General features: G+C 54.2%; 17 protein-coding genes. 8 read left to right on the forward strand and 9 right to left on the reverse strand.

All coding sequences use genetic code 11. The features are described 5' to 3' along the window. The coding region (gene gdhA / locus F7C11_RS04765; RefSeq protein WP_297091472.1) for a glutamate dehydrogenase at window positions 1–1,108 on the reverse strand (1,108 nt) is incomplete at its 3' end. 610 nt (window positions 1,109–1,718) lie between these two features. Between gdhA and F7C11_RS04770 the strand changes: the two genes are divergently transcribed. Both F7C11_RS04770 and F7C11_RS04775 read left to right on the forward strand, forming a co-directional pair. Further along, a complete protein-coding gene (locus tag F7C11_RS04770; RefSeq protein WP_297091475.1) occupies window positions 1,719–3,302 on the forward strand; it encodes a sodium-dependent transporter in 1,584 nt (527 codons plus the stop codon). A 157-nt stretch (window positions 3,303–3,459) separates the two neighbouring features. After that, window positions 3,460–4,188: an alpha-glucosidase gene (locus F7C11_RS04775; protein WP_297091477.1), complete on the forward strand. Its 729-nt coding sequence runs from the start codon at window positions 3,460–3,462 to the stop codon at window positions 4,186–4,188. 13 nt (window positions 4,189–4,201) lie between these two features. Here the strand turns inward: F7C11_RS04775 and F7C11_RS04780 are convergent, their stop codons facing one another. Both F7C11_RS04780 and F7C11_RS04785 read right to left on the reverse strand, forming a co-directional pair. Beyond that, window positions 4,202–4,519, reverse strand: a complete 318-nt coding sequence (locus F7C11_RS04780) for a P-II family nitrogen regulator (protein WP_297091575.1) — start codon at window positions 4,517–4,519, stop codon at window positions 4,202–4,204. 64 nt (window positions 4,520–4,583) lie between these two features. Next, window positions 4,584–6,593, reverse strand: coding sequence for a 1,4-alpha-glucan branching protein (locus tag F7C11_RS04785; RefSeq protein WP_297091479.1), 2,010 nt, complete (start codon window positions 6,591–6,593; stop codon window positions 4,584–4,586). 128 nt (window positions 6,594–6,721) lie between these two features. On the opposite strand from F7C11_RS04785, the gene rqcH reads away from it, so the two are divergent. Beyond that, window positions 6,722–8,674, forward strand: coding sequence for a ribosome rescue protein RqcH (gene rqcH / locus F7C11_RS04790; RefSeq protein ID WP_297091481.1), 1,953 nt, complete (start codon window positions 6,722–6,724; stop codon window positions 8,672–8,674). Here rqcH and F7C11_RS04795 read toward each other — a convergent pair. Then, window positions 8,671–9,087: an amino acid permease gene (locus tag F7C11_RS04795; RefSeq protein WP_297091483.1), complete on the reverse strand. Its 417-nt coding sequence runs from the start codon at window positions 9,085–9,087 to the stop codon at window positions 8,671–8,673. The genes rqcH and F7C11_RS04795 overlap by 4 nt on opposite strands. A 16-nt stretch (window positions 9,088–9,103) precedes the next feature. Further along, on the reverse strand, window positions 9,104–9,520 hold the full coding sequence (nikR, locus tag F7C11_RS04800) for a nickel-responsive transcriptional regulator NikR (protein ID WP_297091485.1): 417 nt from the start codon (window positions 9,518–9,520) through the stop codon (window positions 9,104–9,106). Window positions 9,521–9,601: 81 nt separating this feature from the next. Here nikR and F7C11_RS04805 point away from each other — a divergent pair, with 81 nt between their 5' ends. After that, window positions 9,602–10,048 (forward strand): hypothetical protein, encoded by a 447-nt coding sequence (locus F7C11_RS04805; protein ID WP_297091487.1) that lies wholly within the window; start codon window positions 9,602–9,604, stop codon window positions 10,046–10,048. Here the strand turns inward: F7C11_RS04805 and F7C11_RS04810 are convergent. Then, window positions 10,045–11,046: a TIGR00341 family protein gene (locus F7C11_RS04810; RefSeq protein WP_297091489.1), complete on the reverse strand. Its 1,002-nt coding sequence runs from the start codon at window positions 11,044–11,046 to the stop codon at window positions 10,045–10,047. The two genes, F7C11_RS04805 and F7C11_RS04810, sit on opposite strands and share 4 nt — an antisense overlap. A gap of 103 nt (window positions 11,047–11,149) precedes the next feature. Between F7C11_RS04810 and F7C11_RS04815 the strand changes: the two genes are divergently transcribed. Beyond that, window positions 11,150–11,806, forward strand: coding sequence for a hypothetical protein (locus tag F7C11_RS04815; RefSeq protein WP_297091491.1), 657 nt, complete (start codon window positions 11,150–11,152; stop codon window positions 11,804–11,806). Between the two features lie 370 nt (window positions 11,807–12,176). Beyond that, on the forward strand, window positions 12,177–13,502 hold the full coding sequence (locus F7C11_RS04820; protein WP_297091493.1) for a TrpB-like pyridoxal phosphate-dependent enzyme: 1,326 nt from the start codon (window positions 12,177–12,179) through the stop codon (window positions 13,500–13,502). A gap of 16 nt (window positions 13,503–13,518) precedes the next feature. On the opposite strand, the gene F7C11_RS04825 is transcribed toward F7C11_RS04820, so the two are convergent. Beyond that, window positions 13,519–14,205, reverse strand: coding sequence for a Ribonuclease P protein component 3 (locus tag F7C11_RS04825; protein ID WP_297091495.1), 687 nt, complete (start codon window positions 14,203–14,205; stop codon window positions 13,519–13,521). Continuing rightward, the gene (locus F7C11_RS04830; protein WP_297091577.1) at window positions 14,202–14,657 is read right to left on the reverse strand and encodes an RNA-binding protein; all 456 of its coding nucleotides are present in this window, start codon (window positions 14,655–14,657) and stop codon (window positions 14,202–14,204) included. Before F7C11_RS04830 ends, F7C11_RS04825 begins: the two co-directional genes overlap by 4 nt. Before the next feature lie 102 nt (window positions 14,658–14,759). Between F7C11_RS04830 and F7C11_RS04835 the strand changes: the two genes are divergently transcribed. Together F7C11_RS04835 and F7C11_RS04840 are read left to right on the forward strand one after the other, a co-directional pair. Next, on the forward strand, window positions 14,760–14,999 hold the full coding sequence (locus tag F7C11_RS04835) for an AbrB/MazE/SpoVT family DNA-binding domain-containing protein (protein ID WP_297091579.1): 240 nt from the start codon (window positions 14,760–14,762) through the stop codon (window positions 14,997–14,999). After that, complete coding sequence (locus tag F7C11_RS04840) at window positions 14,996–15,364, forward strand: PIN domain-containing protein (protein ID WP_297091497.1); 369 nt, start codon at window positions 14,996–14,998, stop codon at window positions 15,362–15,364. The genes F7C11_RS04835 and F7C11_RS04840 overlap by 4 nt, the downstream gene beginning before the upstream one ends. Window positions 15,365–15,426: 62 nt before the next feature. Here F7C11_RS04840 and F7C11_RS04845 read toward each other — a convergent pair whose 3' ends face one another. Continuing rightward, a complete protein-coding gene (locus F7C11_RS04845) occupies window positions 15,427–16,869 on the reverse strand; it encodes a hypothetical protein (RefSeq protein ID WP_297091499.1) in 1,443 nt (480 codons plus the stop codon). Window positions 16,870–16,963 lie beyond the last annotated feature (94 nt).

The following is a 16,963-nucleotide window of genomic DNA, read 5'->3' on the forward strand; positions in this document are numbered from 1 at the left end:
TGGTGGTCTCGGTGTCCCAGTAGTCGCCGGTTATGTTCTGAACCCACTCGAAGTAGCTGACGGTGACACCACCGGCGTTACAGAGGAAGTCCGGTATGACAAGGACGCCCTTCTCATGGAGGATCTCGTCGGCCTCCGGGGTGGTCGGACCGTTGGCGAGCTCTGCTACTATCTTGGCCTTGATCTTGTCGGCGTTGTCCTTGGTGATGACGCCTTCGATGGCGCTCGGGGCGAGGACGTCGACCTCGAGCTCGAGGAGCTCCTCGTTGGTGATGTTAGTGGCTCCCGGGAAGTCCTTAACTGAGCCGTGCTCCCTCTTCCACTTGAGGACTTCGTCGGCGTTTATGCCGTCCTCCATGTAGATGCCGCCCTTGCTGTCGCTGACGGCGACGACCTTCATGCCGTACTCCTCGCTCATGATCTTGGCCATGTAGTAGCCGGCGTTACCGTAACCCTGGATGGCGATAGTCTTACCCTTGAGGTCCATTCCGAGGGCCTTGGCCGCCTCACGGACGGTGAAGCTGGCACCCCTGGCCGTGGCGTCCATCCTCGCGACGATACCGCCGACACCGGGCGGCTTGCCGGTGATGATTCCGAAGCTCGGAACCTTCCTCCTGCTGATGGCCTCGTACTCGTCCATCATCCAGGCCATGATCTGCGGGTTGGTGTAAACGTCGGGGGCCGGAATGTCAGTGTAGGGACTGATGATGTCGTAGATGGCCCTTATGTAGTTCCTAGCGAGCCTCTCCTTCTCCCTCTCGCTGAGCTCCTTCGGGTTGACGATGATACCACCCTTACCTCCACCATAGGGGAGGTCAACAACGGCGACCTTCCAGGTCATCCAGGTGGCGAGGGCCTTGACGGTGCTGAGGGTCTCGGCCGGGTGCCACCTGATTCCACCCTTGGTCGGACCGCGGGCCCAGTTGTGCTGAACGCGGAAACCAGTGAAAACCTTGACAGAACCATCGTCCATCTCGAGCGGAACTGAGACCTCAACAATCCTCATGGGCTTCTTGAGCCACTCAAGGGCCTCTTCGCTTATGTCCATGAACTGGGCAGCCCTCTCGAGCTGCTGAACGGCCATCTCAAACGGGTCAATCTCGACCATCCTTACCACCTCGGGTTTCGGTAATTTGCGATAAGCCCTTAGGCATTTGCATATATAAACCTTTCGCCAAAGGAGGCAGGAGAACGGTTAATTTTAAACAAAAAGTTATGTACGGAAATTTTCGGCGAAAAGAAAATATCTGCCGAAATTTTGGGACAAAAACAGGACTGTACATCCAAGATTTTTTATACATTGGAGAACATAAAGGAGCACCACTGAATAAAAATGTATGAAATCATATTGAAACGGGGGCCCTCAGCGAGAAGTCGGTCATCACCCATCAGATCACTCTCGTTCCAATCATCGGGCACCACTACAACTGGGGCGCCACAGGTTAAATATTTGATGGAGTGTGAAGGACGTATTTTTGTCACTATTTGTCCAATAACCCCTCTGAATTGACACAGTGTCAAAATAGTGCTTACGTTCTTCTGACGTATTAGAAAAATGACGAGAGCGTAACAAGCTTGGTTTAACGGTTGAGTAAATCGTCTTTTGTCGAAAAAAGCTATTAGAAAGCTTTTTATAGAATGCCTTGTCTTATACATAATGCCCCGCCGCAGTACACGGGGTGCTAAAGCCCATACATTTAAGAACGGGGGTGAATTGTGTGGAACAAAGAGATCAATGGGCAACTAAGCTTGGTTTGATTTTAGCTATGGCAGGTAACGCCATCGGTCTTGGTAACTTCTGGAGGTTCCCGTACCAGCTGGCTAGCAACGGTGGCGGCGCCTTCATGATACCGTACTTCATAGCCCTGCTCTTCCTTGGAATACCAGTGATGTGGATTGAGTGGACAACGGGAAGATACGGTGGCAAGTACGGCCACGGTACAATCGGCCCGATGTTCTACCTCATGGCCAGGGAAAGCCTGAAGCCAAAGACCGCCCTTATCTTTGGTATCATCGGTGGTATGCTGGCTTTCTCGGTCGCTTCGCTGCTGAGCTCATACTACTACCAGGTCATCGGTTGGTCAGCGGCGTACACCTACTACAGCCTCACCGGAGCCTACTTCGGCAAGGACACCGTCCAGTTCTTCCTGAGCTACGTGGCCAACACCAAAGCAGTCATATTCTTCTGGGGACTGACGATGGTTCTCCTTGGAATAGCAGTCGGCCAGGGTGTCAGCAAGGGTATCGAGCGCTGGGTCAAGGTTATGATGCCGCTCCTCTACGTGTTTGCCATACTCCTTGTTATTAGGGCACTGACCCTCGGTTCACCAGTCAAGCCCGAGTGGAGCGCTATCAAGGGCCTTGAGTACATCTGGAAGCCGGACTTCCAGACCCTGAGCCAAAACTTCTTCAAGATCAGCCTTGCAGCGGCGGGACAGATATTCTTCACACTGTCCCTCGGTATGGGTATCATACACAACTACGCCAGCTACCTCGGTCCGGAAGATGACGTTGCCCTCAGCGGTCTTGCCACCGTTTCACTCAACGAGTTTGCGGAGGTCATCCTCGGTGGCTCACTCGCCATACCGATAGCCTTCGCCTACCTCGGCCCGGAGCAGGCTGTTAAGGGTGGCGTTGGTCTGGCCTACATGGCACTGCCGAACGTCTTCGCCAACATGCCAGCCGGTCAGATATTTGGTGCAATGTGGTTCCTGCTCCTCTGGTTCGCAGGATTCACCTCGGCCATAGCAACCTACAACTATCTTGTCGCCATGCTCGAGGAGGACATACACCTTGAGAGAAAGATCGGTACCTGGGTGGTCTGGATATTCCTGTTCATCCTCGGACTCCCGGTCGCCCTCGACAGCAGCCTGGCATACCTCAGCGAGCTCGACATGTGGGTCGGCAGCTACTTCCTCGTCCTGCTCGGTCTCTTCGACGTCATAGTGGCAGTCTGGCTCTTCAAGCCCGACAACTTCTGGGAGGAGCTCCACAAGGGAGCCTACATCAACGTGCCTAGCTGGTTCAAGCCCATCATGGTCTTCATAGCACCACTGTTCATGATAATCCTCCTCGCGGGGAACACCTGGGACTACATCCAGATGGGCGCATTCAGTGTCTCGGAGTCCTACGTTACCAACGTCCTTGGCTACGACTACACGCCCCAGGTCATCAGCCTCATCACCAGGGCCAGGATAGTGATACTCATAATCCTCATCATCGGTGCCATCGAGGCGTACATGGCCATCAAGAAGAAGTACGGCGAGGAGCTTGCGAAGAACGAGGTGCTCATAAAGATCTGAGGTGGTGGAGATGGACACGGGAGCTCTCGCTTTCCTAGTCTTTGCATGGGGCGCAATATTCATCATGATGTACTGGAGCATTACCAAGCTCCTGCAACATGAGAAACAGCAAAAGGCTTAAAGCTCCGCTTTTCTTTTACCTTTTGGAGGTGTAGGTATGCGAAGTGCAGAGATTCTGCGAGATGTCGCACAGACTTTAGAGGATGTCGAAAAGAGAATCAACTCATTAAAAAACCTCTCAGATAAAAACAAGCAGAAAGCCCTCAGGCTTATCCATGAAGCCCGCGAGAACTTCCTCCAGCTGTCTGAAAACCTCGCGACCGATAACGAGGAGCTGGCCAACTTCTTCCTCAAAAGGGCCGTCAGGCTGAAGAACAACACAAACGACAAATACATCGAGAAAATGGGGGAGAAGGAGTACATGAAGGACGTGGCGATGATGAACAAGTATTCCAAAGTTGCCCCCTACGATTTCGCCGGTGAGGTCAAGGTTCTCCGCAGGGCGTACAGGGCGTTCCTGTTTGGAATGGTTCCATTCTATATTGTATCCGGCATATTCGGTCCGATGTATGCCTTTACGGCCCTGATACTAATAATCCCAACGCTCCTGGCGATGCTGAGTCTGAGAAAGAGAGGTAACCTCGGCCTGATGCTGTCCTTCGCAGTCATGCCCATTCCGATGATCATGGGCGCATTCTCTATAAGGTATGCCATCTACGCATTTAACGACCCCACCGAACTCGCGAAGATAGCCGAGGCCTTCGGCAGAAGCATTGGATTTGCCCAGGCGGTCGTTGCTATCATAGGTGCTCTCGGAGCGGCAACACTGATCCTGCTCGGCTACGCCAGCTACGCCCTCTACAAGCACAGACACGCGTTCCTGTGAAAAAAGAAAGCCCTCAGTAGAGGGCCTCGTTCCCCCTTTCTCCTGTTCTTACCCGGATGGCGTCTTCCACCGGGATTATGAAGATCTTCCCGTCACCCGGTGTTCCGCTGCGGGCGTTCCTTACTATGGTGTCCACGACCCTTTCCACGTCCTTGTCCTTTACAACGATCTCGATCTTCATTTTTGGAAGAAGGTCGTACGGCGGAACACCGCCCTGAACGCCCCTCCCCTGCACTGGATAGGCCGTCAGGGGCACGATGCCAATCTGCTTGAGAGCGTTCTTCACGCGGTCGAAATCGTTTCCCCTAATAATCGCCTCAACTTTTTTCATAGCAACCACATAGATGGTTTGTTAAAACTTCAGAAAAGGCTTTCGAAATTAAACAAAGGAAAATTCAGGAAATCTGAGCCAGGAACTTCCTTAGCCTTTTGAGAGAGATGCGGGTTTTCCTGGCCAGCTCCTCAACATCGGCGTTTCTGAGGTCTTCTACCGTGTGAACTCCAGCACGCTGGAGCTTTGCCAGGGTTTTCGGTCCGATGCCCTTTATCGATAGGAGGCCACTCTTTTTCTTGAGTTTTCTTCCTTTCCCGGAGGTTCTGAGCCGCCCTACACTCGGTTTTCTGGCCTTTTCGCGTCCCGGTGGCTTTTCCGCTTTACGGGAAGGCTTTATGGCCACAACCTTGACCACTTCCGTGGCGTAGGCTCTCTCGGGAACTTCCTCCGATGGCCGTTCGGCGGGTTCTCCACTCCCCTCCGGTGGAACCTCGGGGGGCTCCACGTACTCCGGAACCTCCGGGGGATTCTCACTCACGTAGCTCGCAACCACCACCGGTCGGAAGGGGTTGTCCCGCTCCTCAAGCCGCTCCAGAAGGTGGACGTCAAAAGCTCCTGTTTTAACGTACCTTTCCAGCTCGTTTGCCAGCCTGTGGAAGTCCCTGCTGTGGGTCAGAATCCTTCTCTCGGCGTACTTCTTTGCCTGACCGGTCGTTATGAGGAACTGCCAGTCGCTGGCTTCGAGGATCAATATCTCCCTCGCGAGCTGCTCAAGGATTCTGTCGGTGGTTCTGTCCATCCCGTAGTACTTACTCGCCAGCGCTACCATTCTCTCCTCGGCACGATAGACGTGCTCCCACGTCCATTCCGTTCCCCCGTTCCACCAGGTCGAGTGGTCGGCGTTGGCCCCCCACGAGCCCTCTGGTAGCTCAACTTCGTACCGCTCTCCTGTGTAACTGTCAAGGAAGGCCGAAAGTGTCGTGGTAACTATTCCCCTTTCCGCCATCAGTTCAAGCACCCTGCCGAGCCATTTGACGCCCTCAAACCACCAGTGGCCGAAGAGCTCGGTGTCGTAGGGCGAAACGACTATTCCCTTCTCACCCAACTTCTCCTCATAGCCCTCCAGCAACGTGGTCACCAGCCAGACGAAGTGTCTGGCGTGCTCCTCGACCCGTTCCATCGCTTTATCGGGGTCGTAAAATTCCTTGTCCCCGAGCTCAACGTCCTTTCCCGTTACCCTCCAGTACTGCCCTCCGCTCTCCGGGGCTTTCCTGTGGAACTCCCGATAGAAGAAGTCGCCCGGATAGCCGTAGTGTGCGCTCCAGACCTGGTGGCCGGTTTCCCGGTTGCGGGCGAAGATGGCCACGCTGGAGCCCCTAACCCAGTAGGGCCTCAGCGTGCTCTTCTCTCCTTCGTAGAGCTGAATCTCGCCATAGCCCCTCGTCACGGGGCCCTCATCGATCAGGTTGCTCTCAACGAAGAAGTACTCGATACCGAATTCCTCCAGGAATCTCTCTATGCCCTGCCTCTTGACCAGCCTTCCACCCGGGAGCTCCCACTCTCCGGCCGGCCTGTAGGCGCACTCCGGAAGCCAAATCCCCCTCGGCCTCCTCCCGAAGTGTTTCTCGTACGTGGCAACGCCGTTTGCTATTTGCGCCCTTATCGCCTCGTCCCTCCCGAGGAGGGGGAGATAGCCGTGAGTTGCCGCGGAGGTTATTATTTCGAGATAGCCGGAATCCTGGAGCTCGCGGAACTTGCCGATGATGTCGCCGTTTATCGCCTTCCAGTAGTCGTAAACCTTCCTGAAGTGGTCAAGGGAAGCCCTAACCGCCTTTTCGTCGTACTTGCCCGATTTCAGGTCTTTCTCGGTTGCCTCGATTCTCCTCAGGAGATATTCCTCAAACTCGGCCTTGATGTAATCATCGGCCAGCTGCTCGGCCAGAACGGGGGTTATGTTGATCACTAGCTGGAACCTAACACCAGAATAACGGAGGCGCTCAAACTCCATGAGGAGGGGCAGATAGGTCTCGCTCATCGCCTCGTAGAGCCATTCCTCGCCGAAGGGCCATCTGCCGTGCTTCCGAACGTAGGGGAGGTGGGTGTGCAGGACGAATGTGAAGTAGCCTTTCATTCTATATCACCGGGAGTGTTGTTGATCTTGGAGTATTTAACCTTATCCGGAACAGAGTTGAGCCCGTGAACATCTCAGGACAGCGAAGGGGTTTAAAGGGAAAGGGACAACCCGGAAGGGGTGAGAGAATGAAGGAAGAAATGAGCAGCGTTGATATACGCTACATCGTGAGGGAGCTCCAGTGGCTTATCGGTTCTCGCGTTGACAAGGTTTACCATGACGGCGACGAGATAAGGATTAAACTCCGGACGAAGGAGGGAAGGGCTGACTTGATACTCCAGGCCGGCAAGAGGTTCCACCTCACGACCTACGTAAAGGAGGCCCCAAAACAGCCCTCAAGCTTTACCATGCTCCTCAGGAAGCACCTCTCAGGTGGATTCATCGACGCGATAGAGCAGCACGGCTTCGATAGGATAGTGAAGATTCGCGTTGGGGACTACACCCTCATCGGCGAGCTCTTCAGGAGGGGGAACGTGATACTCGTTGACGGGGAGAACAAAATCGTCGCAGCGCTCCGCTACGAGGAGTACAAGGACAGGGCGATAAAGCCGAAGGCGGAATACAGGTTTCCACCGGCGAGGGAGAACCCCCTTGAGGTTTCGAAGGAGCGCTTCCTAGAACTGATGCGGGAAGATGAAAATCTCGAACTCGTCCGTGCCCTGGCCAGAAAGCTTAACATGGGGGGCATGTACGCGGAAGAGATTTCCATCAGGGCCGGCTTCGAGAAGACAGCTCCCGTGAAGGAGCTGAGCGATGGAGACCTGCTGAGGGTCTACGAGGCGATGCTTAAGACCTTCAACGACGAACCAAAGCCCAACATAGTCTTCAAAGACGGAAACATGCACGACGTCGTTCCAATCGAGCTGAGGCTCTATGAGGGACTGGAGAAGCGCTATTTTAAAACCTTCAGCGAGGCCCTCGACGAGTACTTCGGAAAGATAACCCTGGAGAAGGCGAGAATTGAACAGACAAAGAGGCTTGAGGCCAAGAAGAGGCAGCTCCTCATGACGCTCAGAAAGCAGGAGGAGATGCTGAAGGGCTTCGAGGAGGGGGCGAAGGCCAACCAGGAGATAGGTGACCTGATCTACGCCAACTACGCCCTCATCGAGAGACTTTTGGAAGAATTCAGGAAAGCCACTGAAAAGCTCGGCTGGGACGAGTTCAAAAAGCGCATAGAGGAGGGCAAGAAGGGGGGCAACAAAATCGCGCTCATGGTGAAGGGCATCGACCCCAAGGAGAAAGCCGTGACGATAGAGCTGGAAGGCAAAAAGATACGCCTCCACCTCAACAAAAGCATAGGTGAGAACGCCGAACTCTACTACGAGAAGGCCAAGAAGTTCCGCCACAAGTACGAGGGGGCACTTAAGGCCTACGAGGACACGAGGAGGAAGCTCGACGAGGTGGAGAGGCTCATCGAGGAGGAGCTCAAGAAGGAGCTGAACGTCAGGCGAATAGAGAGGAGAAAAAAGAAGTGGTTCGAGAAGTTCCGCTGGTTCGTTTCGAGCGAGGGCTTTCTGGTTTTAGCGGGTAAGGATGCGAGCACCAACGAGATTCTAATAAAGAAGCACATGGCCGAGAACGACCTCTACTGCCACGCCGACGTCTACGGCGCCCCGCACGTTGTGATCAAGGATGGCCAGAAAGCCGGGGAGAAGACCATCTTCGAGGCCTGCCAGTTCGCGGTCTCGATGAGCAAGGCCTGGAGCAGGGGAGTTTACAGCGAGGACGCCTACTGGGCGCTCCCGGAGCAGGTCACCAAGCAGACCCCAAGCGGCGAGTACCTGGGCAAGGGAGCTTTCATGGTCTACGGCAAGAGGAACTGGCTCCACGGGCTCCCTCTCAAGCTCGCCGTTGGCGTGATAAACTACGAGGGCGAGGACTACGTCGTCTGCGCCCCTATCGATGCCATAAAGGCCCACACGGACAGGTACATCGTGATACGCCCGGGTTCGCTGAAGAAGAGTGAGCTCGTGAAGAAGATACGGCGTATTCTGGAGAAGTGGGGCTACAAGGTGAGGGAAGAGGACATTATGTCCGTCCTGCCGCCGGGGAACGGCGACGTTGTCGAGGTCGTGGGCTAGAGCTTTTCACCGCCGGCGACTACGAAGCCCACCACAAAGCTCAGCAGAGCTATGACGTAGCCCTCGGCCAGAATCTCAAAATAGCCTGAACCGTAGACGTACCACGACGTGAGGGTGAAGACGAACATCCCCACAGTGCCCACCCCGGGGCCGACCCTCCCCCCGAGAACACCGAAGAGCACGCCGACGAGTATCATGAATATTCCCGCAAAGAACGCTATGAAGGTGAACATGCCCGCGGTGCTGTGGGGGTTGAGCCACCAGAACGCCTCGTTGAACCCCCCGGGAATCGTCAGGACTTCGCGAAGGATACCGAGGAAGGTTATTTCCCAACCGTTGAAACGGAACCAGGGGAGTGCAAAGGAGAGAACCACCAGAAGGGAAGACAGGAAGGAAAAGAGCCTCATCTTCATCACCCCTTAAATCTCGTCAAACCAGCTCCCTTCCGGTGGTCGTCATCACGAGCTTCCCATGCTTCACTCCCTTCAGGCTTATCAGCCTCTCGGCTATCTCCTTTATCCGGGTGGCCTTGCCCTTGACCACGACCACCTCAAGGCAGTTGTGTTCATCCATATGGACGTGGAGGCTTGAGATTATCTCATCAACGTAGTCGTGCTGCAGGTCGAGCAGTTCCTTCACGACATCGGCCTCGTCGTGGTTGTAAACTATGGTGATTGTACCTGCAACGTCCCTGTCACCTTCCTCCCATTCGTGTCGGACTATGAAGTCCCTCATCATGTCCCTTATGGCCTCGCTCCTGTTAACATAGCCCTTTTCCTCGATTATACGGTCAAACTTTTCAAGCAGCTCATCGGGAACCGAGACTCCAAAGCGTGTGATCTTCATGACACCACCGTGATTTCTTTGAACGTCATCGTTAAAAACGTGACGCGAAAGCCTTTTATTCCCGGGGGAAAATGTAGCCCTATGCCAATCGAGGAGCTCTACGCAACAGCAACCAGAGAGCTGGCGAAGGACCTCGTTTTCGAGATAGACGACGAGCCGGTAACACTTTCGATAAGGGGTGTCCTTCTTGCCAGAACCGACTCCAAGGGCCACAACTTCTCGTTCTTTGAGCTTAGCGGGAACGAGTTCGTCCTTGCGGTTCAGATGAGGGGCTTCGTCGTATATCTTGGAATCGAATCGGATGAGGAGCTGGAAGAGGAGGTCTACCCCGAGCTCGTCAGGGCACTCCTCGAACACCTGACGCCGCAGATAGCCCTCCTGATAACCAAGGCGGAAAAAGAGTACCGCGGAAGGGCGGATCTGCTCCTCGACGATGACATGAGCCCCGACTTAAAGGAGTTCTTCTACGGCCTTCTGGTCAAACACCGGAAGGGCAGGCCAATATACGAGCAGACCGAAGTGGCCTAACTGAGGAGTTCAACAAGTACAAGCGCCACGAGCATCAGGGCAAGAACAAGCACGGTTCTCTTCGTGTAGAGCTTTGCCGCCCTCTTTTCATAGTAGCTCCTCGGGGAGACGTTGAGGATGTAGAGACCAAGAAGAGAACCGCTGAGAAGGCCGAGGACGTTTTCCACGGTGAGCACGAGTGAGCCGGCGAAAACGTCCCACCAGCCCATCGCGAGGGAGATACCTATAACCGCTGTTGGGGGGACTAGGGCGGCCGCTATTGAGACCCCAGCCAGGATCTCCGGGATTCTGCTGACTATGGCAACTATCCCGGCGTAGCCAAGGATTATGGCAAGGAGTATGTAAACCAGCCCGGAGTCGCCGCGAATGAGTATCTCGTGGGTTGGCTCGGGGGGCATCGAGCCGGCAAGCTTGAGGGCCAGAGACACAAGGAGAGCAGACAGAAATATGACTCCAAGGAGCTTTAGGATCGATGAAACGGCATCGAGGGCGTCCCTCCCCTTGCCCATGACGATGTTGAGGGAGAAGCCGTAGAGCGGACCGAGGATGGGCGATAGGAGCATGGCCGAGATTATCATCACGATGCTGTCGTTTATCAGGCCGAAGAGGGCTATTATCGATGCCACAGCACCGAGGGTGAGCTGAATCGGATCGACCCGGGCCTGGTTGTTGGCGTTTTCGATGAGCCCCTCAATGGCGGCGAGACTCCAGCGGCGCTTGAATTTTCTGAGCGACTTGGCCGAGTTGGCGTATTTTACCGACTTTCCGCTGACCGGAGTCCAGGTTATCGAGGAGTGGCCCTTTCTCAGGTCAACGGCCTTCATCAGCTCGTCGACGACGTCGTTAATCACGAAATCCGGCACGAGGACGGTGAATTTAAGCGCCCGGTGCCCGTTGCTCTGAACTTCCTCGAAGTAGAACTGGAGACCCCACCCGACCAGAACCTCCTTTACCTTCTCACCCTCACCCTCGTCGCAGTAGATTTCCAGCCGGAGCATGGCGCATCGTTTCAATTTGGGCGGTGCTCCTAATAACGCTACCGCTTCAAAGGGGTTTGAAGGGGAGGGAGCCGTTATAAAATCCGGCACCGTAGTGATCACCATGAAGGGACTTACCCTATCGCTCCTCCTTGGGATTCCCCTGCTCCTCGCGGCATGGGTGGTCGTCCAACTGAATGCATCGGCTGGAGCTCTGCTCTTCATAACAGCGTTCACGTTCCCGCTCATCCTCATGGGGAGGTATTTTCACGAAAATCCCCAGAAGGCGGCCGTCTTCGTGGGCGTTATGGTGGTGCTAACGCTCCTCTTCAGACCACCTCCAGTCTCCGGCCCCAACATCTATTTCGGCCTTCACTTTGCCACAGGCTGCTGGAAGCCCGAAGAAAACCCCTGGCCGCTTAACGGGAGCGCGGACGTCGCCTATTCCTGCTTTTACCTTACCGAGTCCGGGGTTCTCCACGTCTCCGGGATGGCGTGGGAGAAGACGTGGGTGAGGCTTCCTGTGACCGGGCGCGTTGTTGTTTTAGATGCTCCCCTGGGGAAGGCAGACAAGGTCTATCTGGCCGCCGTCGAAAGGGCAGAAGAATCCGGGTACGAGCCGGTAGTAGAGAATCGAACTGCAAGAGCAACGCTCCTGCGGAAGGGAAGCCAGTGCGTCTATATAGCGGAGAGAAACGTTTTGGGAGAGGGCATCGCGGTGGTCTCCGCACGCGGGAACTGCGAAGCGGTGGAGGAATTCGCCCGGATTCGGAGCAGTTGAGGGGGCACTTCGAACCGTGAGACCCACTTTGTCACCGTGACAAAAAGACGCCAGGCTTTTTGCAATTTCCTGCCCGATGGCCAATCCGACGACCGAAAGGCTCTTAAGTGATGCAATGTTCAATACTTCGATGCCCCATGCGGTACAGGAGTGATTGTTTTTGGCTACCCTGAGGGTTTCCTGAATCCCAACGTTAGCTCACCGATTTTTGGACGGGATTGCTTTTGGCGTTGACCTGAGGGGGGAGAGTTTTTGGTGTTTACACCGCCATACTCGACTTCTCTGCCGTAGCTGAGGCCTTCACGCTCGTTATTCCCTCATTTTTGGGACTTCTTTCTCCGGAAAGACTTCAAAACCAGGAGGTGGTAGAATGAAAGCTGTTCTGCCGGATGGAAGGATACCCAAGAGGTGGTACAACATCTTGCCGGACCTTCCGGAGTCCCTAGCCCCGCCACTCGACCCGGAGACAGACGAGCCAATGGATCCGGAGAAGCTTCTGAGGATTTTCGCGGCCGAGCTGGTCAGGCAGGAGATGAGCACCGAGCGCTACATTAAGATACCAAAGGAAGTCCGTGAACTCTACACCAAGATAGGCCGCCCGACGCCGCTTTTCCGAGCAACGAACCTTGAGAAGGCCCTCGAAACGCCAGCGAGGATATACTTCAAGTACGAGGGAGCGACGGTAACCGGAAGCCACAAGATAAACACCGCTCTGGCACAGGCCTACTACGCCAAAAAGGAGGGCATCGAGAGGCTCGTCACCGAGACCGGCGCAGGCCAGTGGGGGACGGCATTGAGCCTCGCAGGGGCCTTGCTCGGGCTTAAGGTTCGCGTTTACATGGCGAGGGCGAGCTACCGGCAGAAGCCCTACAGGAAGACGATAATGCGCCTCTACGGTGCAGAGGTCTATCCAAGCCCGAGCGACAGGACGGAGATAGGAAGGAAGTTCCTCTCTGAAGACCCGGACCACCCCGGCGGGCTGGGCATAGCGATAAGCGAGGCCATTGAAGACGTCCTCCGCGACGAAAGGGCCCGCTATTCCCTCGGAAGCGTCCTCAACCACGTCCTCATGCACCAGACGGTCATCGGCCTGGAGGCAAAAGAGCAGATGAATGAGTTTGAAGAGCCGGACGTGATAATAGGCTGCGTCGGCGGCGGAAGCAACTTCGCCGGCCTGGCTTACCCCTTCGTGAAGGACGTCCTCGACGGCAAAGAGGACTACGAGTTCATAGCGGTCGAGCCGAGGGCGGCACCGACAATGACCCGGGGCGTTTACAGGTACGACTACGGCGATTCGGGTGGCTACACACCGAAGATGAGGATGCACACCCTCGGCCACACCTACTACGTCCCGCCGATACACGCCGGTGGTTTACGCTATCACGGCCTTGCCCCAACGCTGAGCATACTCATCAACCACGGCATCGTCAAGCCGGTAGCTTACCACCAGAACGAGGTCTTCCGGGCGGCCGAGCTGTTCGCAAAGACCGAGGGAATAATACCCGCCCCCGAGAGTGCACACGCAGTGAAGGGGGCAATAGACAGGACGCTGAAGGCGAAGGGTGAAGGAAAAGAAGAGGTCATTCTCTTCAACCTCAGCGGTCACGGCCTGCTCGACCTCAAGGGATACGAGGACTACCTCGACGGAAGGCTTGAGGACTACGAGCCTGACGGTTTCCCGGCGCTGGAGGGCTGAGGCTTTCTTTTCCATTTCATTTGAGCCTTGACAGAATCCTCCTCGGATAGAAGTTCAGACTCGCCCTCGCCTGCGGTGTTTCCATGCCCAGGTTTATCCCGAGGCTCATGAGGTCCCTCGGAGAGCGGACGTCCCACCGGCTCTCGGCGGAACTTGTTATAAAGCGCGGAACATCGTACTTCCTGACGAGCTGCCAGGTCTTCGTCATGAAGCGGAGGATCTGAACCCTCTCATAGGGATTGGCAGTGAGGAGCGGCGCAAGGGAGAAACCTATGGCAACCCCCTTTTTCGCCGCTATCTTCGCAAGAACGTGGTCGAAGCCGGGGTCTTTCCTCCCGAGCCACGGGCTTATGAGTGCATCGACGCCGGCCTCAAGGGCGAAGCGGTTTACCCTCATGTCGCCGCCCTGGACATATATGAGGGCCTTTAAATTGCGGTTCTTCACCTCCCGGATGAGGCTCGGCTTTCTGGTGACTACGAGCAGTGCGACCCGGCCATGCCTCTCGCGAAGCTCCCTGAGATCCTCCTTCAGCGCACCCCAGTCCGGAGAGCCCTCAAGGGTGAGCTTTTTGGTGAAGACAACCTCGTCGAACCACTCGCTTGCCAGCTCGTAGGCCTCCCCGTTCCTCACGTCCATTTCCACGAAGTAGTCGCGGGAGAAGGAGAGCTCCTCGGCTTCAACTCTTTCACTGTCCGGGCTCATTCCTCCAGCCACTCCCTCACGGCTTTGACGACGGCCTCCTTCTTCATCGGGAAGGCCTTGACCTTTATCCTGACCTGAATGGTGTCCCCGCCTTCGTCTATCTCCGGCTCGCCTAGATAAGCCTTCTGCTTGTTGAAGCGGACGTAGAGGGTTCCCTCCTCGTCGACCTTCTCGTCGAGATTCTCCAAGAGGTACCCCCTGTCCTCCTCGCTCAGCAGTTCCTTGAAGTAGTCAATGAACTTCCTAACGGCCCTGCTCCTCTTTATCTCGACGTTGACGACCTTGATGGGGTTTCCAAAGAAGCCGGTGGTCTCGTCGATGTCGAAAATCACATCGTCGTCATCGATCTCTTCCGGAATGAATGTGGCAATCGCCTCAAGAACCTTGTCCTCATCCTCTGTGGCGTGGATGAAGGTGGTAATCCTGACGTGATGGGCCCTTAGGTTTGCCATTTCTATCACCGGAGTGAATTGGGAAAGCGGCTTTAAAAGATAACCCCGCTTTTGTGGGAAATCTTAAATAGTTTTCCCACCAAGGTTCTCTTGGTGGAAAAAATGCTGACCAGAGTTGACTCAAAGGGGCGCCTCTATCTCCCCAAAGCTATGAGGGAAGGCCTTCCAGATGAGGTTTATCTCGTTAAGCTCGATGAAGGAATACTGATCGTGCCGAAGCCCCAAGAACCCCTCAGAGAACTCGAAGAACTAGGAAAGAAACTCCCGGACAAGACCCTCCACGAACTCAAGAAGGAAATACTGAGGGAAGCCACAAAAGAGGTACTGGAGGAATCTGAATGATATACGCAGACACCGATTTCTTCCTCGCACTAATGAAGCCAGGCGACTGGCTCAAGGAGAACGCAGAGAAAATCCTCAAAAAATACAGCGGCCAGATAACAACCTCGGAAACTACGTTTCTCGAACTGCTAATTGTGGCAAGAAAGTACGACCTTGACCCGATAAGGTTAACCTCAGCCGTTATGGCCCTGACAGGAAGAGAGGACGACGTTTACCTGAGGGCGGCCTACTACATGAAGGAGCATGACCTCAACCCCTTCGACGCCTTTCATGCGGCAAAATGCGGGGGAGTTATAATAAGCTCGGACAGGGTCTATGAGAGAATCGGGATCAAGCGGATAAGGCTTGAAAATCCTGAAGAATAAGCAGCCATTAAAGACCCTTGGGAAAACATTCCCATAATCCTCGCGCTTGGATGAATGCAACGTTATCTTCTTTTTCTCAGGAAAACCAACAAGACAATTACCATAACAGCAAGAGTAACCAAAGTAAGTGATGCTAAAGACATACTATTCTCCGAATTTCTGGATAATACTGAAAGTATTTCCGGGGTTATATCGCGGAATTTGCCATTTTTAAAGAGATATGCTCTGTTTTCATTAAATACCACCACCCCTCCACAGCAAAATGATACCCTGTAATTATTGTTTCTAAGGGCATTTGGGAGCTCAATTGAATTTCCTGACGTGAGTTCAAACATGTCAGTAGAGTTGAAGAGGAAGACTGAATCTCCCCCAGGAGCTACGAGCATACTTCTGGACTCAACCTTTAGCGCGGGGAATCCCTTTAGCTCCCCCGTATTGACCACTCTGAGGTAGTTGTTTCTGGCTTTTAGGGAACCGAGTTGGACGAGTGAAAAACCTTTGAGTTCAAATAGATTGAGCAGGATGCGGGTTCCCCCGTTAGCAGGGACTCTCGAAAGAAGATAACTCCTATTGGAGGCCATTACTGGATAGAGCGTTGTGTAGCCTTTAAATGTGTGTATCTTGACGAAATCGGTGCCGTTAAATAACCAGATAATAGAAACCGAATCATTACGCGGATCTCCGTCAAAAAGCACCGGTTTTCCGATCCACACCTCTGGAGGATACGGCCCTTCTCCCAGCTCTCTTTCTTCCAATCTTCGATTGTGGATTAGAACCAGAGAAGAGTCCCTAACGGCAAATAACTTAACCCAACCGCCATCCGCGGATACTGTAACCAAATTTTTGCTGTCATTAATTACCAAGCCCACCGAGTATATACCCGTTCTGCTGAAGTTGTACTCGTCGAGTAGCTTCCCATTCTCGTCTACCAAGTACGCAAGAGATCCTTCAACGAGCCAGGCGTTTAGTGCTGGAATCCATATTGCCGGCCCCGAGACGTTCAAGGGGATTAGATTTTCGTCCTCTAAGAGGTAGTTCTTAAAGATAAAATCACATTCCCCAGTGCTGGGGTCATCGTTAGAACCCTGCATTATAAACGTCAGGAAGTACTCCTTCCCATTCCACTTAACCTCCAGGTCGTTATCGGTGCACAGACTTCCCCTACTGAAAGTTTTAATAAGCCTGAGCCTGCCTTTGCGATACGTGTAAAGCCCAACAGTCCCCCGCTCTCCCTTCTGGAGGAGCCAGTATTCGCCGTTCCAGTGCCGCACTTGATAATGACCCAAGGTAAAGTTGAGCCGTTCAGCTTCAAAGGAGTGGCCATCGTAAACTACACTGTAAAGCTCATCAGAGGCTTCATTGAAGACCAGAAAGGCAATCCTGTCTCCGGTGGAGTAGGCGTCCAATATTTTCAGGCCATCTTCCATACCCCATGCAGGAATGGGGCCGATGAGCAGAAATAAAAGCAGGGTGAAAAAACCAGTACTCTTCACCATTCGGGACATTGCCTTCTCACCGAGTTGAGGTTTGTGGATTCATGAGTATAAATGTAGTGTTTGACGAGCTTGACATCAGACGGATAGGAGTAAAAAACGGAAG

Origin of the sequence: Thermococcus sp. (assembly GCF_015521605.1) — an archaeon.
In the GTDB taxonomy this organism is placed as follows: Archaea; Methanobacteriota_B; Thermococci; order Thermococcales; family Thermococcaceae; genus Thermococcus.